The organism is Veillonella intestinalis, assembly GCF_943193155.1.
Lineage (GTDB): Bacteria > Bacillota > Negativicutes > Veillonellales > Veillonellaceae > Veillonella_A > Veillonella_A intestinalis.
Window position 1 is genome coordinate 137,227 of record NZ_CALPDB010000002.1, and the last position, 22,623, is coordinate 159,849.

Annotated in this window: 16 protein-coding genes and 1 riboswitch; of the genes, 7 read left to right on the forward strand and 9 right to left on the reverse strand. The window is 33.9% G+C overall.

From position 1 onward, the window contains the following. Positions 1–37 precede the first annotated feature (37 nt). Positions 38–532, reverse strand: coding sequence for a YajQ family cyclic di-GMP-binding protein (locus NFR44_RS03065; RefSeq protein ID WP_115309364.1), 495 nt, complete (start codon positions 530–532; stop codon positions 38–40). 245 nt (positions 533–777) lie between these two features. Between NFR44_RS03065 and NFR44_RS09480 the strand changes: the two genes are divergently transcribed. From NFR44_RS09480 to NFR44_RS03080, 4 genes are all read left to right on the forward strand, one after another. Then, complete coding sequence (locus NFR44_RS09480; protein WP_371875175.1) at positions 778–849, forward strand: putative holin-like toxin; 72 nt, start codon at positions 778–780, stop codon at positions 847–849. A gap of 202 nt (positions 850–1,051) precedes the next feature. After that, positions 1,052–1,960, forward strand: coding sequence for an RluA family pseudouridine synthase (locus NFR44_RS03070; protein WP_251441366.1), 909 nt, complete (start codon positions 1,052–1,054; stop codon positions 1,958–1,960). Between the two features lie 170 nt (positions 1,961–2,130). After that, positions 2,131–3,060, forward strand: coding sequence for a class II fructose-1,6-bisphosphate aldolase (gene fba / locus NFR44_RS03075; protein ID WP_251441072.1), 930 nt, complete (start codon positions 2,131–2,133; stop codon positions 3,058–3,060). A 199-nt stretch (positions 3,061–3,259) separates the two neighbouring features. Next, positions 3,260–3,341: riboswitch (ZMP/ZTP riboswitch) on the forward strand. A gap of 71 nt (positions 3,342–3,412) precedes the next feature. Next, positions 3,413–4,729: an L-lactate MFS transporter gene (locus tag NFR44_RS03080; RefSeq protein WP_251441074.1), complete on the forward strand. Its 1,317-nt coding sequence runs from the start codon at positions 3,413–3,415 to the stop codon at positions 4,727–4,729. Between the two features lie 141 nt (positions 4,730–4,870). Here the strand turns inward: NFR44_RS03080 and NFR44_RS03085 are convergent, their stop codons facing one another. Then, a complete protein-coding gene (locus NFR44_RS03085) occupies positions 4,871–8,362 on the reverse strand; it encodes an autotransporter outer membrane beta-barrel domain-containing protein (RefSeq protein ID WP_251441076.1) in 3,492 nt (1,163 codons plus the stop codon). Positions 8,363–8,890: 528 nt separating this feature from the next. Between NFR44_RS03085 and NFR44_RS03090 the strand changes: the two genes are divergently transcribed. Next, positions 8,891–10,462: a putative polysaccharide biosynthesis protein gene (locus NFR44_RS03090; RefSeq protein ID WP_251441078.1), complete on the forward strand. Its 1,572-nt coding sequence runs from the start codon at positions 8,891–8,893 to the stop codon at positions 10,460–10,462. A 48-nt stretch (positions 10,463–10,510) separates the two neighbouring features. Here the strand turns inward: NFR44_RS03090 and NFR44_RS03095 are convergent, their stop codons facing one another. From NFR44_RS03095 to NFR44_RS03115, 5 genes are all read right to left on the reverse strand, one after another. Beyond that, positions 10,511–11,269 (reverse strand): glycosyltransferase family 25 protein, encoded by a 759-nt coding sequence (locus NFR44_RS03095; protein WP_251441080.1) that lies wholly within the window; start codon positions 11,267–11,269, stop codon positions 10,511–10,513. Positions 11,270–11,324: 55 nt separating this feature from the next. Next, positions 11,325–12,479 carry an O-antigen ligase family protein gene (locus tag NFR44_RS03100; protein WP_251441082.1) on the reverse strand — a complete coding sequence of 385 codons (1,155 nt, stop codon included), beginning with the start codon at positions 12,477–12,479 and terminating at the stop codon, positions 11,325–11,327. A gap of 39 nt (positions 12,480–12,518) precedes the next feature. Further along, entirely contained in the window at positions 12,519–13,649 is a 1,131-nt protein-coding gene (locus NFR44_RS03105) for a glycosyltransferase family protein (protein ID WP_251441083.1), read from the reverse strand. 11 nt (positions 13,650–13,660) lie between these two features. Continuing rightward, positions 13,661–14,419: a glycosyltransferase family 2 protein gene (locus NFR44_RS03110; protein WP_251441085.1), complete on the reverse strand. Its 759-nt coding sequence runs from the start codon at positions 14,417–14,419 to the stop codon at positions 13,661–13,663. 260 nt (positions 14,420–14,679) lie between these two features. Then, positions 14,680–16,374, reverse strand: a complete 1,695-nt coding sequence (locus NFR44_RS03115; protein WP_251441087.1) for a sugar-binding domain-containing protein — start codon at positions 16,372–16,374, stop codon at positions 14,680–14,682. 152 nt (positions 16,375–16,526) lie between these two features. On the opposite strand from NFR44_RS03115, the gene NFR44_RS03120 reads away from it, so the two are divergent. Together NFR44_RS03120 and NFR44_RS03125 are read left to right on the forward strand one after the other, a co-directional pair. Then, positions 16,527–16,787, forward strand: a complete 261-nt coding sequence (locus tag NFR44_RS03120) for an HAD family hydrolase (RefSeq protein ID WP_251441089.1) — start codon at positions 16,527–16,529, stop codon at positions 16,785–16,787. After that, positions 16,732–17,205 carry an HAD family hydrolase gene (locus NFR44_RS03125; protein WP_251441090.1) on the forward strand — a complete coding sequence of 158 codons (474 nt, stop codon included), beginning with the start codon at positions 16,732–16,734 and terminating at the stop codon, positions 17,203–17,205. Before NFR44_RS03120 ends, NFR44_RS03125 begins: the two co-directional genes overlap by 56 nt. A 528-nt stretch (positions 17,206–17,733) precedes the next feature. Here the strand turns inward: NFR44_RS03125 and NFR44_RS03130 are convergent. Together NFR44_RS03130 and NFR44_RS03135 are read right to left on the reverse strand one after the other, a co-directional pair. After that, positions 17,734–18,687: a hypothetical protein gene (locus NFR44_RS03130; protein WP_251441093.1), complete on the reverse strand. Its 954-nt coding sequence runs from the start codon at positions 18,685–18,687 to the stop codon at positions 17,734–17,736. A gap of 83 nt (positions 18,688–18,770) precedes the next feature. Then, positions 18,771–22,544 carry an nSTAND3 domain-containing NTPase gene (locus tag NFR44_RS03135; RefSeq protein ID WP_251441096.1) on the reverse strand — a complete coding sequence of 1,258 codons (3,774 nt, stop codon included), beginning with the start codon at positions 22,542–22,544 and terminating at the stop codon, positions 18,771–18,773. Positions 22,545–22,623 lie beyond the last annotated feature (79 nt).

The window sequence follows — 22,623 nt, forward strand, 5'->3', positions numbered from 1 at the left end:
AGCAGCGGTATAAATCGCTGCTCTTTGAGGCTCTTACTTAGGAGCGGAAATTTACGAATTGCAATTCTACAGGCAAATCCTGCTGTTTTAACATTTGAATCACTTCTTGCAAAGAATCTTTGTCCTTGCCAGTTACGCGCACTTGATCTTCCATAATTTGCGCTGTAACTTTTAATTTCATATTTTTAATTAATTTTACTACATCTTTAGCCGTTTCTTTAGAAATGCCTTTTTTAATCGTAATAACCTGACGTACAGTAGCCCCAGAAGCAGGTTCTACTTTACCATAATCAAGATTTTTAAGAGCTACATTACGTTTTACCATTTTACCCTTAATTACATCGATTACAGCATTTAATTTATATTCATCATCAGAAAGCACCTTAATGGTATCCCCTTCTAAGCTAATTTCAGACTTGCTCCCTCTGAAATCATAACGCGTACCAATTTCTTTCTTAGCTTGGTTCACTGCGTTATCTACTTCTTGCATATTCACTTCCGACACTACATCGAACGAACAATCTTTTGCCATATGTATGCCTCCTCTATTCATTAAATAATACTATTATTATACGCTATTTAGAGGTAATCGGTCTACTTTTATATAATAACTGATGGTTATAGTTAGGCCATATAGAACTACCAATTTCGCTCATAGTTAATCATAATCTACTATACACCCTCACTAGACCATTATTAAACACATTTCAAATATGCTATAATAATCTAAAGAGATAGCTAGCGGAGTTAGGCTCGTCACCATGAGGTGGTGATATCATAAGCACATTTGAAGTCCTGTCGTTAATGATAGCATTCGGTATGCTTGTGGCTTTTATCCTAAAACGATAAAAGGCCCAACTTTGTAAGAAAAGTTAGACCATTTCATCAAGCTTAATTTTTAATTTTGCGAGATGAGTCAAACGTTTCCACCCGTTAACTATCTCTTTATCTATATTATAGACAATAACCTTGCTACAGTCAAATAAGGACGGTGTTTATAATTTCAAAGTTAGACTTTACAACGAAAACAGATACAATCAAGAAAGAACCTATGCCTCTTGGAACACCTTTATTAGAACTAACCGTGCCAATAGACTCAACGTTAACCACACGAATTTCCATCAATCACCTAGTGCGCCAAGCTGGTGTTTCACAAGCCATGCGGCGACGCTTACGAACTGAAGGCCTCATATATATAAACCACACTTTACAGAACTGGCATACATTATTGCAGCCTGGTGATCATGTGAAACTCTATTTGCCAACCCGTGAAACAGCCTTTACCCCTTGGGATTATGCACTTCCCATCGTCTATGAAGATGAACATCTATTAGTTATCAATAAGCCGGTTGGTCTACTCATGCACCCAACCGCATCAGAACGCTATCATACTGTAGCTAATGCCTTGATTCATTACTATAGAGAAACTAAACAACCACAGGCTACGTTTCATCCAGTCCATCGCTTAGATAAAGACACATCAGGACTTGTAATTATTGCTAAAAATGCAGTGGTTCAACATAGTTTTACCAAACTATCTAATCCTATTAAGAAAACCTATGTAGCTCTGTGTGATGGGTACTTTCCAGCCCCCTTAGCGACGATTCATTGGCCTATTGCACGAAAAATTGGTAGTATTATTGAGCGCTGTTGTGATAGCCAAGGCAAGGCAGCCCATACGGATGTACAATGCATAAAGCGTAATAAACGGCTTTCTTTAGTTCGCTTTCAATTACATACCGGTCGAACACATCAAATTCGCGTTCATATGGCCCACTTAGGCTATCCCCTCGTAGGTGATGATTTATATGGCGGTTCCTTAGATTTATTAGCACAACAAGCCCTCCATGCGATTGGGCTACAATTTGTCCATCCTATGACAAAAAAGCTATTACATCTGCACACAAACCTGCCTCCATCATGGGAACCCTTGATTTTACAGTATTTAAAAAAAGATTAAATTAATTCAGGGTCATATTTTGCCCCAAAGACATGACAAATAAAGTATGTTAAAGCCTCAACTATGCATAAATTATAGTAGCCCTTTCCCGTTCTTCTTGCTATACTAAACTTGATGTATGACATTTGTTATCAGTTATTATGAAATCCGTTTTACAAGGAGGAACTATCATGCCATTAGTTTCAACAACTGAAATGTTTAAAAAAGCCTATGAAGGCGGTTACGCCATTGGCGCCTTTAACGTAAATAATATGGAAATTGTACAAGGTATTGTTGATGCTGCCAAAGAAGAACAATCTCCATTAATTCTTCAAGTATCTGCTGGCGCTCGTAAATACGCTAAACATATTTACTTAGTAAAGTTAGTAGAAGCTGCTTTAGAAGACACAGGACTTCCAATTGCCCTTCACCTAGATCATGGCGAAGATTTTGAAATTTGCAAATCCTGTATTGATGGTGGCTTTACCTCCGTTATGATTGATGGCTCTAAACATGATTTTGAAACAAATGTAGCCTTAACTAAACAAGTTGTTGAATATGCCCACGCTCATGGTGTCGTTGTAGAAGGCGAATTAGGTCGATTAGCTGGGGTGGAAGATGATGTAAATGTAAGCGATAAAGATGCTATCTTTACAGATCCAGACCAAGCTGCCGAATTCGTTGAACGCACTGGTGTCGATTCATTAGCTATTGCTATCGGGACTAGCCATGGGGCTTACAAATTCAAAGGCACACCTTATCTTGACTTTGAACGTTTAGAAAAAGTAGGTAAATTATTACCAAACTTCCCTATCGTATTACATGGTGCTTCTACTGTATTGCCTGAATTCGTAGATAAATGCAATCAATATGGTGGCAATATTCCAGGTGCTCAAGGTGTTCCTGAAGATATGCTTCGCAAAGCAGCGGGTATGTCTGTATGTAAAATTAACATCGATACTGACCTTCGCTTAGCTATGACTGCTTCCATTCGCGAATGCTTAACTAATAATCCATCCGAATTTGACCCTCGTAAATACTTAGGACCAGCTCGTGATGCAATTAAAGGCATGGTACAACATAAAATTAAAAATGTACTTGGTTCTTCTGGTAAACTATAAAAATTAGCAAAACTATACAATTATAGCTAAACTATTACACATCTATAATTATAGTTCTTTTCTTAAGCTACTATTATAGTGCAAAATACCTGTTGCTTTCCCTTTGAGAGCAACAGGTATATTTTTTACGCATACACAATATCTAAATTTATAGATTGACCATATGACCTATAGCCGTTATAATGACTTCAACAAAAGAAATCACATATAATGCTGACGGATTAGTGGAATTGACCACATGTATTGTATGTGCTGAAACGCCGACCGTCTGGGCAGGAGATTGCTCAGGCGGTCTTTTGCATTGTCAATTGATCGCAAGCTCTCCTTTGCATTATAGAAAGGATGATTTTCTATGCGTAATCGTTGGCTTATTGCTCTTTCAGCCATTGGAATCCACATTTGTATCGGCAGTGTCTATGCTTGGAGCGTTTTAACCCGCCCCATTATGACAACTATGGGATGGTCCTTAAAAGAAACAACCTGGACCTTCTCTTTAGCCATTCTATTTCTTGGCCTATCCGCTGGTCTACTAGGTAATGTTGCTGAAAAAATGGGGCCAAAAAAGAGCGGTCTTCTTAGTACACTCTTCTTTGGTATCGGTATGCTAGGCACCGCCTATGCACTTAACGAGGCAAACCTTACATTACTCTATATTTTCTACGGTCTCATTGGTGGTATCGGTCTTGGCGTAGGTTATATTACACCTGTATCTACCTTAGTAAAATACTTCCCTCGCAACCGTGGTTTCGCCACTGGTCTGGCTATCATGGGTTTTGGCTTCGCCTCATTAATCGCAGGACCATTAATGCAATGGCTAACCACTCACTATGGCTTAGTGGAAACCTTCCAAATCCTTGGTATCACCTATATTATCGTTATGATTGCTTCTTCCCTATATTTAAAACCACCAGCTAATACAATAAGAACTAACAATGCCGAATCAACAACAAACGAGCGTAAACTAACAGTTCATACAACACAGGTATTAAACCGTGGACTAAACGCCCATGAAGCAATGCGTACTTGGCAATTCTCTGCTTTATGGTGGATTTTCTTCATCAACATTACCTGTGGCATTGGTTTACTAGCAGTAGCTTCACCAATGGCTCAAGAAATTGTAGGCATGACCGCCAATGAAGCTGCCTCTATGGTGGGTATTATTGGCCTTCTCAATGGCCTTGGGCGCATCGTCTGGTCAACGGTGTCAGACTATCTAGGTCGACCTTTCACCTATATGCTATTCTTTGCCATAGAAGTCCTAGCTTTTCTGGCCCTTGCTAATACAACAACGGCCTTTATCTTCCAGATTTTAATATTTGCTATTATTACTTGCTACGGTGGCGGCTTTGCTTGTATGCCTGCTTACCTAAGTGATTTATTTGGCACTAAACAATTAAGCGCTATTCACGGTCGTATTCTCACGGCTTGGGGAATGGCGGGTATTGCAGGTCCTACCTTAGTATCTTTTCTTCGTGAAAGTACCCATAGTTATAGCGGTCCACTCTATGTGTTTAGTGTCCTCTTTGTAATTAATTTAATCATTGCCATTGCACTAAAAGTATATACCAAAGATCGCCACTTTGAAGCAGACACCGTAGTAGCTGTAACAGCTCAAACGGCTGAAACAACAAATTCTGCGACTGAAGGTCATCAAGGAGTAACTGCGTAACTTTTATAACTATAAAATAATTAAAGAGGCTGAAATCAAATGCATCTAGCAACTGATTTCAGCCTCTTATTTTGTTAACTTACTATGTACTAATACTATACTTTCTTGAATTAATCAAAAAATCATCATCAGTCATTGTCTTTACTCAAATCGCCAAGTCATACCACCATTAATTTCCCAAGCTTTGGAATAAGAACCACCAAATTTGCGTTCTACTTCTAACCAAATGCTACGATTATGGCTCATTTCAGAGTTAATCCCTAAACCAATATCATACCAAGTATCATGGTTTGTCACATCATAATGAATGCGTTCTAAACCATTAATAGAGGTTAAGTAGAAGGAACGGTTGCCTGCAAATTCGTGAAGGATATCCGCTTTGAAGTACCAGGATGTATCTTCATCAATATGATGGCCTAAACGGAAACCTAAGCGACCAATCAAGCTATTTGTATGGTCTAAATGGTTCGTAATGCCATCATTGGTTGTGTACGTTTTGCTATTAATATGCGTGTATTGTAACTGCACTTGTGGCTCAAAGTACCAATCTTCATTTAAAGCTTTACGACGACCCCATTCAGCGCTGAGCTGTTGATACCAAGTACCAAAGGATGCCTTAGATTGTTCACCATCAACTAAGTAAGCCTTTGTTTTCGCATGAATTTTACCTACACGACCTACCAAGTCTAAATAATGATCTTTATTGCCTAACCAAGTGTGATACAAAGTGCCTGTATAACGTTTGAACTTCGTACTGCCACCGTCATAAGACGTAGTGGCTCTCAAATAGTTAAAGCTACCACCACGATGAACGAAGGCACCATCTTCACGTTCCATTAAATAATCTCGACCAATTTCATAGCGGTTAGCATGACCATTGTAAGTATCGTGGCCTAAGTTCATGTGAGTTGCGCGAGCCCAAATGCCATGTGGGTCTTTTCTAGGCTCCTCTTCATAGCGCACATAACGAGCTTCACCAAAGCGCTTGTTTAATGTATCAATGTCTAAGGCTAAATCATATAAGCCATCATGTGCTTTTGCTGTCGCTCCCACTAAAGGACTTTCTACAGAAGCTACACTACCAAAGTACCAGTCTGTCGTGTCACCAATCGTTTCACTGTTGATACCAATAATGTAATCATATAAATGACCTTTATCTACATTTCGTTGTGTAATAGGACTGGTAAATGTTGCCTCACTGTTTTTCAAGGTAGCAAAGTATAAACGATCATTCACAGCCATATCTTCTAAGTGCATAAGAGCTTTGTCTGTCACAATAGCTTGTGTGCCAGTAGCTTTTTCTGTAGCTGTAATGTAATCGCTATGAGCAGATACAGCTTTAGCACCCTGATTGGTATGCCAATCTAGATTCATAGCCATCGTACCATTACCGCCCAACTCTTTAGTTGTAATGCTCTTACCATTGTGATTCGCATCCACTAAATTAACTAACGAATGATTCGTCAACTTCGTCAACGAACTATGGTCAGTCACATTCCAAATAGCCCCATTAACTAAACTTACATCTAACTGCGCTACTGCGCCTTCAGCGTTTTCAGTAGCCGCTATATCTGATGCTCTAGTATAGCCTGTTAAATAAGAGTCAGCTGTATCTAAATTAAGTAATACAGTCCCGCCGTGAACTAAAATATTACCTGGTAGTTGCTTAGTCTTTTGAGTGGAGCTTGCATCGATTACGCCGTTAGACTCGGCGCGCATAACTGTTTCAGAGTTTGGAAGATATAAAGCGTCTTTTACATTGATGCGTCCGGAGTTAATAGCCACTAAGCCTTCATCACTAGCATTAATCATCGCTTGCTTATTGAAGTTGACAACACCTTCATCACTAGCTGTAGCGCCTGTAGTGGCTCCATCTATAGTTACTTGATCATTGAAATTAACGGTCCCTTTAGTATTGGCCACAGCACCGGTACCTGTGGTGTAAATATTAGCTTGTTTATTGAAGTTTACACTGCCTTCACTATTTGCTGTTGCACCTGTAGTAACACCATCTATAGTTACAAGATCATTAAAATTAACAGCACCTTTAGTATTGGCAATAGCACCTGCACCTGTAGCATGTATATTCGCTTGAGCATTAAAGTTTACAGCACCTTCGCCATTTGCTATAGCCCCAATAATAGCACCATCTATAGTAACTAAATCATTGAAATTAACGACACCTTGGCTATTAGTAAAAGCCCCTCTACCGGTAACCTGAAGGTTAGTTTCCTTATTGAAATTAATAACCCCTTTACTAACTGCTACACCCCCTTCACCAGTTCGAGCTATAGTTGGGCTATAGAAATTAATAAGTCCTTCATTAGATGCATAAGCACCAATCGCCCCTTGGTTCGTAAGTGTAGTTGGTTTATCACCACTTGTTAAATTAATAAAGCCATTGTTCGTATATATAGTTGATTCCTTAATATTACTTGTAGTTCCACCAGTTGCTAAATTAATCCCATGACTGGCCTCTAATGTAGTTGTACCACCACTCATAGAACTTGCTGCAATATCTCCTCGCGCAATGGATAGATTAATCTCATTATCAGCTTTTAATGTAGTAGTACTTTTTGTCCGTGTATGAACCATACTTCTATCAATATTGGGATAGTCTTTAACTATATCATAGCCCTCTGTATGAAGTTCAATATTATTAGTTGTATGAATCAACAAATTCGACTCTGACTCTGAATATATTGCCCGATGTACATTACTAAAATAATCCTTACTTTCAAATGTTCCGGTACTATTATTATTTATGTATATAGCAGGAACTGCATTTAAAGTCTCTCCATTCACTACAATATTGTTTAATGCTTTTACTGCTACTTCGCTATTATCTTTAATACTAAATGTATTTGTAGTTACTTTAGAATTAAGAATAATATCATTACCTGCTTGTAAAGTTATCTTCCCCTCAGTCCCAGCATAAACAATAGGGCTTGAAGTAGTATTATTTTGATTAAAAACAATATCATGCCCTGCTTCAACTTTAATATGCCCTTGGTTAATAGCATGAACTATATTACTGCGTTTCCTTCCCTCATTATTTACCACAATATCCTTATTAGCATGAAGATTAAGCGCATTATCATTAACAATAGTCATAACAGGTAAATCATCATTGGCATTAGTTTTATTAAATACAATAGTATTAGCGTCTATCGATACAGAGTTATTAGTGCCTCCTCCAAAAGTAGAAATTAAATTACCTCGACTTAATGTAACTTCTACATTATCAGCATTAGTAATAGCTAGATGCTTATTATTTCTATTATCGAAGATTTGCACTAATGATCCATAGGGGCCTGTTTTAAAACTATGCCCTTGCATGTCTAACTCTAAGGTGCCTTCGGTAGCCGTGCTATAGCCTTCAAAAACGCCCATTGAGGCTTTATTGGCTCCAGCAGAATCAAATTTGATAGTCGTTATAAAATTTATATCATCTGTTGCTTTTATTACTCGATCTCCATCAACTCGTAGAAAATGCTGTTGTGTAAGATTCTCATAAGTACCACCTAAAGTATCCCCTTTCAACGGATATGTAGCTGCGCTGACACTCCCTACAACAGTACAAGTTAACATACTTAAAATATACGCTCGTAACAATTTGGACTTCTTCATCATAATTACCTCACAACACAACACAATTCATATAATCTATCTAATTCAGATATCTAAAATCTAATCAAACTTTTCATTTAATACTAGACACATCAACTTTTTAATTCCTCAACCATTATATATTTTTTGAGTGAAAAAATCGATATATTTTTAAAATTTTCATGAATAACTCACATCGAAATTCATGTTTTTATATATCATACAAGATTAAGCACTATTAATAAACGCAATCTTTTTCACCGCATTGAGTATTAAAGGCAAATGAATCATAAAATTACAATACAACCCACCTTATTCTTCCATATAATATAATTCTACTTAGTATCACTACAGGTCTTCATTATAATTAGTATCACAAAAAGTATTCCTCGTAACAATTGTTAATTCGCTAATTTAGCTTACCTAATTCCCCACTTTCTCAAAATACTAATGCATAGTACTTGAATCTATGTTAAAATTAACTATTGATAGGCTTTATAAGTCCTATTTTCTTTTCAAAACTATCTGAACATCAAGTTGGGAGTATAGTAAATGGTTAACCGATTTTTACAAGGCACGCTTATTCTTACGATTGCAGGCTTTGTAGTCAAAGCAATTGGCAGTATTAACTGGATTCTCTTGTCGCGCGTTCTCGGTGGCGAAGGGATTGGTATTTATCAAATGGCCTTTCCTATTTACCTATTATCGCTACAGCTATCTAGTGCCGGTATTCCGATTGCTATTTCAATTTTAACAGCTGAAAAAATAGCTCGCTTCGACTATAAAGGAGCTCAAAAAGTATTTAAACTTTCGTTCTATCTCCTATTTGCAACGGGCCTATTTTTCAGTATTTTAATGTGGTTTGGTTCGGATTGGCTTATTTCATCAGGATATATTATTGATGATCGTGCCTATTTAGCCTTACTCGCGTTATCACCAGCCATTTTCTTTGTTACCCTCATTTCATGTTATCGAGGGTATTTACAAGGCTGGCAATTAATGACGCCTACTGCAGTGAGCCAAATTATTGAGCAATTGCTTCGCGTTGTCGTCATGCTAGGAGCTGCCTATCTATTATTACCTTATGGGTTAGGCGCTGCCGCTGGTGGGGCTAGTCTTGGCGCAGGTATTGGTGCCTTTGGTGCCTTAGTCGTACTCATGTACTACTATTACAAATTACCAAAATCGCCAGAAGATGCCCACAAACAACCGGCTGGACCTGGTGAGTCATCTGGCTCTATTGTAAAACGACTTATTAAACTGGCCATTCCAATTTCACTAGCGAGCCTTATGTTGCCATTGGTGGCAAATCTAGACTTATTCATTGTACCTCGTCGTTTAGAGGTTGCCGGTTTTTCAACTAGTCAAGCTACAGAGCTATTCGGTTATTTGACAGGAATGGCTGTACCACTTATCAACTTGGCAACAATTATTACAGCTGCCTTAGCAACAAGCATTGTACCTGCTATTTCTAATGCCAAAGCAGTTGATGATGCTAAAGGGGTATATTATCGTACTGCTGGGGCCATGCGAATTACCTTCATGTCCACGGTGCCTTTTACATTGATGCTTTATGTCCTGGCTGAACCAGTTGTAAGTATCATCTATAATGCGCCTCGTGCCGCTGAAGCTACACAAATTACAGCGATTGCTATTTTCTTTTTAGGGATGCACCAAGTAACAACTGGCGTTTTACAAGGTTTAGGCAAACCTACTATTCCAGTTGTTAACATGGGCGTAGCTGCGATTTGCAAAGTAATTCTAAACTGGAATTTAACATCTATTCCTTGGCTAGGCATAAGTGGTGCTGCTTACGCTACTGTCGCTGATATCGGCGTTGCAGCCCTATTAAATCTAATTTGGATCAAAAAGTATACCGGCTATTTCCTCGACTTTTCTTTATTATGGAAAAATATTGTCAGCGCTATTATCATGGGCGTGGCTATGTTCTTCCTCTATCCACCATTAGCAACTATCTTACACCAATTTTTTGCTATGGCACTTACAGCCATGGTCGGTGGCATTATTTATGTAATTATTATGGTCCTCTTAAAAGGTCTTAACCGTCATGACGGCGAACGAATGCCTCTGATTGGGAAGTTTTTTAGAGGAAAAGAAAAATAAAATAGAGAGAAAATAAAAAACCACTGCAAATGCAGTGGTTTTTTATTGTTAGTAATCTAACCCTTCAAAAGGTCTATGCAATTCCATACCAATCTTACGATAAATATACATACCTTTATTAAATATACTTTGTTTTTTTAAATAAGATTTTAAATTTTCTTTTCTTTTTTTATCTTCATCGTTAGTGCGCCCACTTCTACTTTGTTCTATTTCTGACTGAAATGAATTATCTTGAATTGCTAAATTTCGATTAAGACAATACAAACTACATGCGCCCAATAAGTAATAAAATTGAAAAATATCAATTTCAAAACGTATGGGAGTTTGAATTTTTAATATATTTTCAGCTGCCGCACGATTAATTATATACGCATGAGACATAGCAAAACCATATGTTGTGTAAATTTTACAGCCTTTTAATTCTTTAACTGCTTTATTTTTTTGACTACTTTTATATAAGCATAACACGGCAGGATTATTATTATCTCCTATATACTTACACATTGAATGTAAATCTTCTTCTATAAAAGACTCACTGAAGCGAACATCATCTTCAAATACAACTAAAACCTTTTCTTCAGAATTTAAAAACTCTTTAAATATTGATAAATGGCTTAATGCACAACCAATTTCACCTGCTGATAGATAATTATTACTAACAACACACTGCTTCAATGTATCTTCTTTTAAGTTACGCCCCATAATTGCATCAAAAAAATGCGGTGCAATATTAAGTTTTTTACATTCGGTAATTATATGTTTTCTTCTTTGCACATTCTGCTTATCAGAAATAAAATAATACTGCATAAGTACTCCCTAATCAAATAAAATAACAGTTATGAAAAACATATCACACTTTATCTCATATTTTTTTATTCAAACTTGCCATAGTAAGACCCAATAAAGTAAAGAAAAAGCGACTTACAGGCTTTAATATTAACCCCGCATCTACAACACCTTGTAAATAAAGAACCCAAAATGCCCAAAACATCGGTATAATAAATAAATTATTAGGTTGTTTCCATAAGCTTCTAACTAAATATCCTAATAGTACTAAAGTAAAAATTACAAAGCCTAATCCCCCAATAAGGCCAGTTGTTGAAAAAAACCAAACAAACATATTATGAGCATGTGGCACATTTAATTCTTTAGCTACTGGTAGCATATATTGCCCATAATATAAATTTGTCCAATTATTTAAGCCAATGCCCCACCACGGATGATCTAACCACATATGATAGCTTGAAATCCAAAAATAAGTACGCTCCATATCATACGACCGATTTGTTCCCGTTGGTAAACCAATATATAAATAATATAAAACACACATCAAACCAACTATAAAGATTATAGGAATATAGCTTCTATGACGTATTGATACAATAAACATAGTAAGAACTCCACCGATACCTAATGCTAAAATAGCACCTCTGGATGAAGTTAAATATACTGCATATAAACTTAATATAATGCTAATAAATAATAAAATACTTACAAATACTCTTTTAGCGCTTACATTTTTAAACAAAAATGCAATTAAAAAAGGTAGTACCAAAACCAACATAGTTGCGTATGTATTGGGTGCACCATAAAACCCTTCTATTCTAATACGTTCTGCTATAATATATTTCTCATATAGGGCATAAACGCCTAAGAATAAGGTTGATGCTATTAATGCATATTGAACTATATATTCTTTTGGATGAGTCCGATATAAATAATAACACAATAAAAATGGAGCTGACCAATACATATAGCGTAAAGCAATATCTATGCTGCCTTTATCATTATTAACAATTGAAGAAGCTAAAATACTACCATAAAAAATTAGCCAACCAATTAATATTAATTTTGAAAACTTAAATAATTCAAAATTTTTATTGTGCCATAAATTAATGCACACATAAAGTAAAGCTAATCCCATACCATTACTAATAAGTGCATTATATGACGAATTTGCCATAATAAAAACTAAGAAGAAAAATATTCCTCTCCCTAAGTATTCTAATTTTTGCATAACAATTTCTCTTTTCACAAAATAAAATAACTTTATTTTTTATTTACCTAAAATATTACTAATTAACTTTTCATGGCTATATGCACGATTAGCCGCTAATAACCCCTCTTCATATGAGGCTTTCTCTTTAGCAAATGTATTAACAAACTGTTCTAATTGTGAAATAAATACATCCTCATTGACTAAATTAAGGGCCTCCCCAATCTTATATGAAGCAAGCACCTCTGGATTCATCTCTGGTGATTGTAATATAGGTTTATAAAAGCCAATCGCATTAAATAGCATCGCACTCCAATGGTATCTATAACGTTCTGCTGCATAAGGAGCAATAATTACATCAACCCCTAATAAAGCTTCTTCCCAAGCTACTCCAATTAAGTTTTTATGCCAAAATTCAATATTAGAAACATCTTTATATTCACTTATAATTTTTTCAAATTCCGCACTATCTTCCTGCATAGCAGTAGCCCCTTGCATAATAAGCTTTACAGGCACTGTAAAATTCGCCTTTTTAAAAGCATCTAAAAAGAACCGTACATTTTTCTCGCGACGATATTGACCAAAAAAGCCCAATGTCAAAGGCGTATGTTCTGTCAAATTTGTATTAACGACAGACTCAACAGGCTTAAAAACAGGTGGAGCAATTAAGTCAATGTTTGTTAAGCCATCCTCTATAAAATCGTTTCGTAAGGTAATAATCTTAATATGCAAATTCTTGTATGCTTCACAACGTCTAGCTTGTTTGACAAACCTTGCTTTTTCTCGAGGATTAATACCATGAATAATAAAATAAACTGGTACTGGTGAATCTTTTAATTTAGTTTGTAAAACTGCCCTTAAATAACGAAATGTAGAAGTAGGAATGATAATAGCATCACATTCTCCTGCCATAGCCTTTTCATAAGCCGAATTAAACCATTTACGCCGACGATACTCTCGTTTTAAAGACAAAAAAAGTTTTTGAAAGCGATTAGCTCCAGCATAAGTAACAACTTCGCCACCATTTAAGTAAGAAATCTCAGCCCCATAATCAACCTTAAAAGGAAATTGTTCAGGAACAAAAAATACTGGCTCATAACCTTGATTTTTCAATTCATTTACCAATATACGATCAAACTCAACTTCATGACCTGCAGGCATAATAATACTTTCTAATATAGCAACACGCATTATAGCACTCCTTACAATTCCCCATCTGATTTATTCAAGTAATATAACTTTACGTATTTATTCATTGTATAAAAATAATGGTTTGTTGCCAAAATCCAACCTAACTTACCATCTAAGAATCCCTTATTCAATACATATACTTTAATAAAAGCCCATAACGGTCTAAATAGGATATCTTTGGTAAAACTGCATGATTTACCACTTTTTTGATACTTTTTAGCGGCTAAAGTCGTATAATTATTAAATTTATTAAAATATTGTTCCCAATTAGCATATGTGCGGTGATAAATATGACCTGCTAACTTCTTGTTTTCATACGGTGTAATAATCGCTGGATGAACAAAACCTTCTACGTAGGAGCCTTTAGCCGGCATTAAACGACATACATAATCCGGACGTAATGTACCATGTGTAGCGTGATTGTGTTTGAAACGATTCTGTCGTTGAATCCAATACGCATATGATTCATTCTTAGTAACAGCCACCTCAATATGTCGTCCTAATTCTTCACTACATGCTTCATCAGCATCTAAGAAAAAAATCCAATCACAACTAGCCTGCTGTATAGCAAACGTTTGTTGTGCACCCCAATCACCATCCATCGCACGCGAAATTACTCGTGCCCCTAGTTCTTCTGCCATTTCACGAGTCTTATCCGTACTTCCATCATCAATAGCTATAATTTCCTTAGCGAAACTACAACTTTTAATACATTGTTCAATATTTTTTTCTTCGTTTCTTGTTAAAATTAATACACTAACGTCTACCATATCGTATTCCTTCTACTTTATCCTTTTATTTAGCATTCTCTGAAACTTTCAATCACTACTTCTACCTATAAAGATACTAACTAATATACCGTTATTATAGCATATTCAATTAAGCTTTATGTTAACAAAACTAGAATAACCCAAAATATAAAATAAATTGCACTCCAATACAACTTACTTAGAGTGCAATTCAATATTTACTAACTATTAATATATTATTGTATTCAAATTTTATACCTATATAACTATACTGTTATATATTACTTCCAACGCTCCGCTACAACCTCTTCTAATCCTCTTACTCCATTTTGTAAGAATTGCCCCTGCACATTAGGCATAGAGCTTAACATATCCAAAATAGCTTTCACTTTCTCTGACTCTTCTCTATGCAATACATACGAAGCCATTGTAGTACCAATGCCACCTGCACCGAAAAATCCCGCTTGATTGTCTGAACCTACTAAAACAACTATGGCCTTTTCAGGTTGTTTCGCTTGCCAGTCAACCAATTCTTTATACATCAAACTTTGCAAAATTTCCCCATCTGTTTTCCATTGATTTGACCAAGTACTTAGTAATAATAAAGAGTACGAATTTAAATTACCAGCCCAAATCTGACTTAATGGTTGATTAAATGTCAAAGCTAACGGACGATGTTCCCAATCACTTTGAAGCGCAGCTTCTGCAATTTCTTTATAATAGGTCTCATCATCTTTCATTATTGTTAATGGATTATATAATAAAGACCAACTAACAATGGATGGATGATTCTTATCACGGGTAATTAAGGAGTTTATCGTGTCTTTATGAGTATCTAACAATCGAGATTTAATATCGCTTTTACTGAAATTAGCTTCACCCGCCTGCAGCTCTTTTGCTTGTAAACCAGCTGCTGGCATTTCAGCCACTACAAGTACACCACATTCATCAGCTAATTGTAAAACTTCAGGCGCCAATGGTTGACCATTGCTAAAAATACAGTTACCGCCAGTCGCTAAAATTTGAAGTAATTGCTGTTTAGCCTGAATTGGATTAGCTGTGAGCTGCTTGTCTGCTCCTATAAACTGCTGTCCTTTCAAACGAATGACAGTTCCATTTAAGTTAACATTACCAGATTCAATAGATACAGTACGAATACCTATACGCAAAGCATACATATCATGCTGCTTACCAAGTCGACTCACTTCTAATTCTAAAGTATATAAATACCCCTCACCAATCGACCAAATATGAGGTTTTTCAACAACAAGTTTTGCATTACCACCAACACCAGTAGCTACAATACGCCCTTCTCGATCACGCAAAGTAGCTGTCACAAGACAATTGCCTTGCACATGTGCCATATATTGAACAACTGCCTGCTCAGCAGAAAGTTCTAATGTTTGCACCGCCACATCGGTTAATCGTGTAGTAGGCACAGTATATAGAGTAATATTGCCATAAATACCACTTGGGGCTTCATATTCAAAATTAGGCTGATTAACTCGACGCCCCTTTGGTGACGTAATAACCTGACCAGCTGGTAATGAATAATTAGACAATTCATTATTTACTTTTACAACAATTCGATTATCTTCACCATAACGAAGTTGACGTGTCACATTCAACACAGTTGTAACATAAGCTCCTTCATGGCGCCCAGCCTCCATGCCGTTCACATACACAACTGCGCGATTGCCAATGCCATCAAAACGCAAAAATACATCTGAGCCTAACCATCGTTTCGGTACAAATACACTGCGCTCATACCACATGGTACCGCAGTAGGTACGTTCTTCAGGACTTACAAATAAATCCTGCAACGCCGCCGGAACTGGCACCGACATTTGCCGTGCTACACCAGTTTCATAGGTTTTATCCTTCGTTTTATCAAAGGCAAAAAACCAGTTGCCACGCAAATCAAACGAGTCACGAAATGCGTTGTCTACAGGCTGCAATAATTCCATCGTACTCATCAAAGACTCCTCCTATGTTCTCTTATAAGTATATACTAAATAGCCATACTTATTCAATTGAATTATGAAGGAAATTCTGTTTACAGTGTACATTTTTTCACCTATACTAAAAGAAATGTACTAAATTTTGAAAAAAGAAGGAGATATATTTCATGAAACAGTATACAACTGTCATTTTTGATTGCGATGGCACGATTTTAAATACCCTAGATGATTTAATGGATACAATGAATTATGTATTAACCAAGCATAACTATCCCACTCGTTCTTACGAAGAAATACGCAGTTTTGTTGGCAATGGCTTAGCTAAATTAGTAGACCGTAGTGTACCTACAACGAATCCACCTATTAGCGAAGATGAAAAAAACAATTATGCTACAAGAGTTCAAAACCTATTATGCCGACCATTGTAACGATAAAACAGCACCCTATCCTGGTATTTATGAATTATTAAAGACATTAAAAAACGACGGCTATAAATTAGCAGTCGTATCAAATAAAGTACAAGAAGGGGTTACCGCTCTAAATAATCAATACTTCAAAGATTACTTTACCGTCGCCATTGGCGAAACCCCAGACCATAAACGCAAGCCAGAACCAGATATGGTACTAGCTGCCCTTAAAGCATTGCAAAGTACACCCGAAGAGTCTGTCTATATCGGTGATTCCGAAGTCGATCTAGCTACTGCTAAAAACTCTGGACTACTCCCTATCGCTGTCACTTGGGGATTTAGAGATGAAGAAGTGCTAAGAGCGCTAGGCGCTAAATATATCGCTAAAGAACCAGAAGATGTGGTTGAGATTTTAAAGGGAATTAACAAACAGAGCTAATAAATTTGATAAAAACTGTATTATTGCCATTATCTGTACTCTATTACTCGACAAGAAGTTATATAAAAGCACGTAATATACTAAAAAATTTGCCTCCTCAAAAGATTTTGTTACTATCTTTAAAACTATAAACTCTCATGGCCTACCTAAAAGTACGAAAGATATTTTGACCGCTCCTTTATTCATATCCCCAAAAGATTAGATAGAGGATCTATTAGTTGTTTTAGAAAAAACATCCTTACCTTTACAAAGATTGTGACAGCTATTTTGCATGGACCTATAAGGAGTTGGAAAAGTTAAATAAAAAATACTACGAAATGAATATTATAATTACCACTTACAATTGAATTTAAATACATAAAAACGAACCAGATATTTTAATCTTGGTTCGTTTTTATGTAAGTACTAATTATAACTTTAAATAAAAAAATTATAATACAATATTTAATTCCCTTAACATATCAAAAGTAGAAATACATAGCACCCCAAAATACTGATAAACTTTCAGAAAATAAATTTTATTGATTACTATAATTCTCCTATACGTTCATAAACAATATGATTATATAAATCAATTATATACCAAGCTCCCCCAATATAAACTAATGAAAGCTTTATTGTATTTTCGTGATTAATGTGCATAACTTGATTAACTATTTTATATTTTCCATTTGTAGATTTAATAACTATTTTTTCTATCTCTTTTAATTTATTACACATAAAATCAAATTGATTTACCGACTCTATAGGGTCTCCACTTGAAACTAATCCTATACAATTTGGCATTACTACCACATTTTTATCTAAGTTTTTGTTAAATAAACTAGAAAGAACCATTCCATGTTTCTTTCTAATTGTTTTTCGTTCCTCATCAGTAAACTCCTCAACAACAGATAAATCATTTAACTGATAAAACAGGTTAGGCCAATTATCATATACTCTTTGAAGAATTTGCTTTTTAGCCCATATTTGCTCATCATGTTTGTATACTCCAATAATGTAAGCATCATTCTCCTCTATTTTGACAAATAAAAGTTCATTACTTCTTTCAATAAATCGTTTATCTTTCTCATAAGATTTACCTAAATGTAAATGTAGTATTCCCCACTCTGAAAACATCAAATCAGGTTCTTTATCTATATAAATAGCCTGTTTCGACAGAAACGGAATAATACTTCTACCTTTAGCTATCTTATCAATAATATTAAAAATCGCCTCTTTCATATCATCTGGCGCTTGAAAATCTTCTGAATAATGAATCTTTTTCTTATTATTTCCTCCTAACTTTCTAAAAAAAGTTAAACATCGTATTACAGTTCTATCACTATCATCACTAATTTGAACACCACATCGTTTAGCTGCCTCTATATAGGTTCTCTTAAAATCACCAATAAAATCTATAACAAGAGTTTTGATACAACTGCCTTTATTATATATATCATCATTTAATGCTAGCAATAGCTTTTTGCTTAAACTTTCCATCTTATATATCTACCCTTTTCATTTCAATTATCTACTAATTAATAACTATTATAGTAGTTAAATACGCCAATTTATTAGCCTCTTCATAAAGCACTATTTATAAACTGGTCTCTCCTTTCTTCATCAATCATACCTTCGTACATTGATATTTCATCATCAATGCATACTCTATGTTGAATAAAACTTAATCCTCTTAATTCTTGACTATCTCTTAAATTTTTCAGCATCTCAATTCGATTCTCATATTTATGTATTATATTATATGTATTATAAGTATAAATTGAAGGTCTTTGCAATATAATACGAAAGGTCTCAAGCTCATTATTGTATCTTAAAAACTCTTTAAAAAATAATATTCTAACGTTATCATCAAAATCATATAATGCACTAAAGATTGCTCTCATTTTCTCTACATCATTATTATTTATTTTTATGTAGTATTTTAAAAACTCAACTTTAGACGCCTCCAATTTATTACAAGCCCTACTTCCCCTTAATATAAATGCAAATAAATCTACTGCTTTATGGAAAAACATATTTGTTTCTAATAAAATCTCATCAAACAATTCAGATATTACATTTAAATACTCTCCTGTTTCTAATAAATAATCAAAAAAAACACCTAGCGAATCATCATTGTACCGTCTATATCCTGTAAGCTCTATAAATTCAGTTTTAAAGTATTGAATAAATTGATTTATAAAGTTAGGCTCTATATTTAAGATATATTTAAATATTATTCCTTCATTATCAAAATTACTATCAACTTTTAACATCCTAAAAAAAAGACCTATTAAAATATCACTTTTTAAATTGAGTTCTTCTATAGAATTCGGAAAGTTTTTTTCTAAATTATTGAAAAAAATAGAGAAATAACATTCTAACCAAATGTCATTATTTTCTAACATAGACAGAACTATTTGACAGACATTATCGAATATATTCTTATCAATATTTATAAATTTTTTTAGCATACTTAAATCTCTATAATATAAGTGCATACATTTAAGATCTTCATTCCCCTTCAAATATTGATACAAATTTTCTAAATAGACTTCATTAATAGAATTGCTAGGCAGTAATTCAAAAAAATAAAATTTCCAATTTCCTCTATCTTTATACTCCATAGAGGAAATCAAATCCCAAGTTTCTTTTTCTCCATACTGTTCAATAAATTTTTGTATTATATATTTAGGATGAACGTTTAATGGTGTCCCTAACTCTAAATATAATTTAACTACTTCTCTGTATATCTCAGGCTTGAATTCATAAACAACTTCAAACAATATTATTAAATTACTTATTAAAGAATTATTAGATCGAAGTTGAATTCCATTTATAAACAATAAGAATTCTTCAATGCCAGCAGTCCCTTCTACGCTTATAAATTTAATTATATTGGTTTTAATCAATTCTTTATTTTTATCAATATTCCTTATAGTTGTCTCAATTATTGGATTGAAAAGAGTAAACAAAGAAAACTGTCTAGTATTAAAATACTCATTAGTATTATCTATTAAGTTCATACCTATTAAATTTAAATGTTTATGCATAAAATATACTAATTGGCAATTATCATAACAGTTTAATGGAAACCAACCTTCTAATATTTCTTTTATATACTTAAAATCAAAAATTAGAAAATCATTATATTTATTCAAACTATAAGAAAAAGATTCAGATAAAATTTTATTAACCTTTATCATCACCCCTTCTTTCTCGTTAAAAACCTGACATATACGCTTTAAGTTTTCCCACATAATATTACGAAACTCTTCAGTATATGAATCTAATGATAACGAAATGCTCTCAGAAGTAATAAGTGATGGTGTAACTAATCTATTAAACCGACTCTCGGGTCGAATAAACTCTATAAATATATCTAGATATAAAACCGTAAAGTTATAATTGTTCCAACCCTCACTTTGTTTTTCTATTTTTAACAAAAAAGCTTTTCGCTTAATTACTAAGTCTTTATAATTCTCACTATTTACAAAATATCGAATACAAAAATGATAAAAACTAGGATAAAAACTAGGATATTTTGAAAATGCTAAGACAAATAATTCAATAACATTTTCAAATATTTCCGAATTATCAACTAATGAGCCTAAGATTTTCAATAAATCTAAATCTATTCTTTCTATTTGCCTATAATTTCCTAATTCAGCTAAATTTAATTCAACATTTTCTTCACAATGAATATCAATTTGTTTTTTCACATATAATAAAGCCTCATTATAAATTATTGAACTAAACATTAATATGTAAGATTTTAATTCTTCACGATTCGTATCAAATCGTTTTATTAGTTTTTTATATACTGTTTTTACAGAACAAAAAACTCTATTTCTTATATCAACAGTATTAAAATTATTTAGCAGTAATTTTATAACTACAATAAGAGGATCTTTACTGGTAAAATAAAAGTTTTCAATAAGATTATTAAGATTAATAACCTCTCTATCAATAATTGCATATTTTAAAATATAATTAGCCAAGCACTGATCTGAATATTTTACAAAAGTACTATATTTATCTAAAATCTCATTATTAACTAAAATCTGTATAATTTCTTTAATTCGTTCTATCGATATAGATAAATTATCTGAAATTAATGTAACGTTGTCTATTCTATCTAAATTTAATACTTTATAATAAGCTACGCTCGCAGCAACAATCAAAGTATCATCTGAATCAAAGCATGATGGCATAAAGCTAGTATAATAAGAGCTAATTAAAGATTCTAACGTTTGTATATCTTCTAAGCCAACCTGTTTTAATAGTAAACCTCCTATCATAGCTATTCTCGCATTACCCTTTGCTAATTCTATTATTTGGGTTATAGCATATAAATCAGGAATATTTAATCGACTTTGTAATAATGTAATAACTTCTTCATCTCTCAAGCTTCTTAAATTAAGTTTTTTACTTATTAACCATTTATTTATTTTATCGTTAAACTGTTCATAAGCATATTTCCTAACAGTTATAAGTATCTTAAACTGAAAAGAATCGTTTTTACTAATTATAAACTTTATAATAGTCTCCCAATACGGTATCTCGTTAACATCATCAAGTACTAATATATACTTACCTGGTTGATCAAAATAATATGCTAAATCTTCTTCTATCAACTGATTAATAGGAAAAAAACAATATAATTTATAACCATTATCATTTGCAAATTTATTAGCAAACGATAATGCTAATTGTGTTTTTCCAACACCTGCTTCTCCCGTTATTATAATGCAGTTATTCTTTTCAAAACTCTCCTCCAATTCCAACAATTCACGCTCTCTCCCCAATACTTCTTTTACTAAAGGAGCCACAGATGCACCTTTATTATACAAATCTAAGAAATTATCTAGACATAAGATTTGATTTGAGTCAATAGCTATTCCTAAATACTCACGAACTAGCCAAGGATAATTATTAAATAAATCCTCAGTCAACTCATCAATACCAATCAATTTTAACTCTATGTTCTCATTTTTTAATTTTGTTCGGATCTTATTTTCAAATTCAATACTAATATTAGAACTGGTATGACAATAAATAATTTTACCAACCCTAATTTCATCTGACAATGTTAAACACTTCTTTATATCATCTTCAATCTTCTTATTAATTCTTTCACGCTGTGTTGTATATTCTACTAATATATATAAATCAGCTATTTCAGAATAAAAATAAGTATCCGGAGTCCCTTTAGTTGTTTTTCTACTGCCAGCTTGACTGCCAAGCGCATGCAAATTTTTATATCCTTTTAAAAATAAATATGAATCACAAAGTTGTTGAAATGTTCCACCATCAAGAGCCATAATAGCTTGTTTTATTAATAACCGTCGTTCCATTTACACCTCTTCTATTTCAAATTCATAATCAAAAAACTACTTTGATTTATATATAAATTCCAAGTGACATATTTTTCCT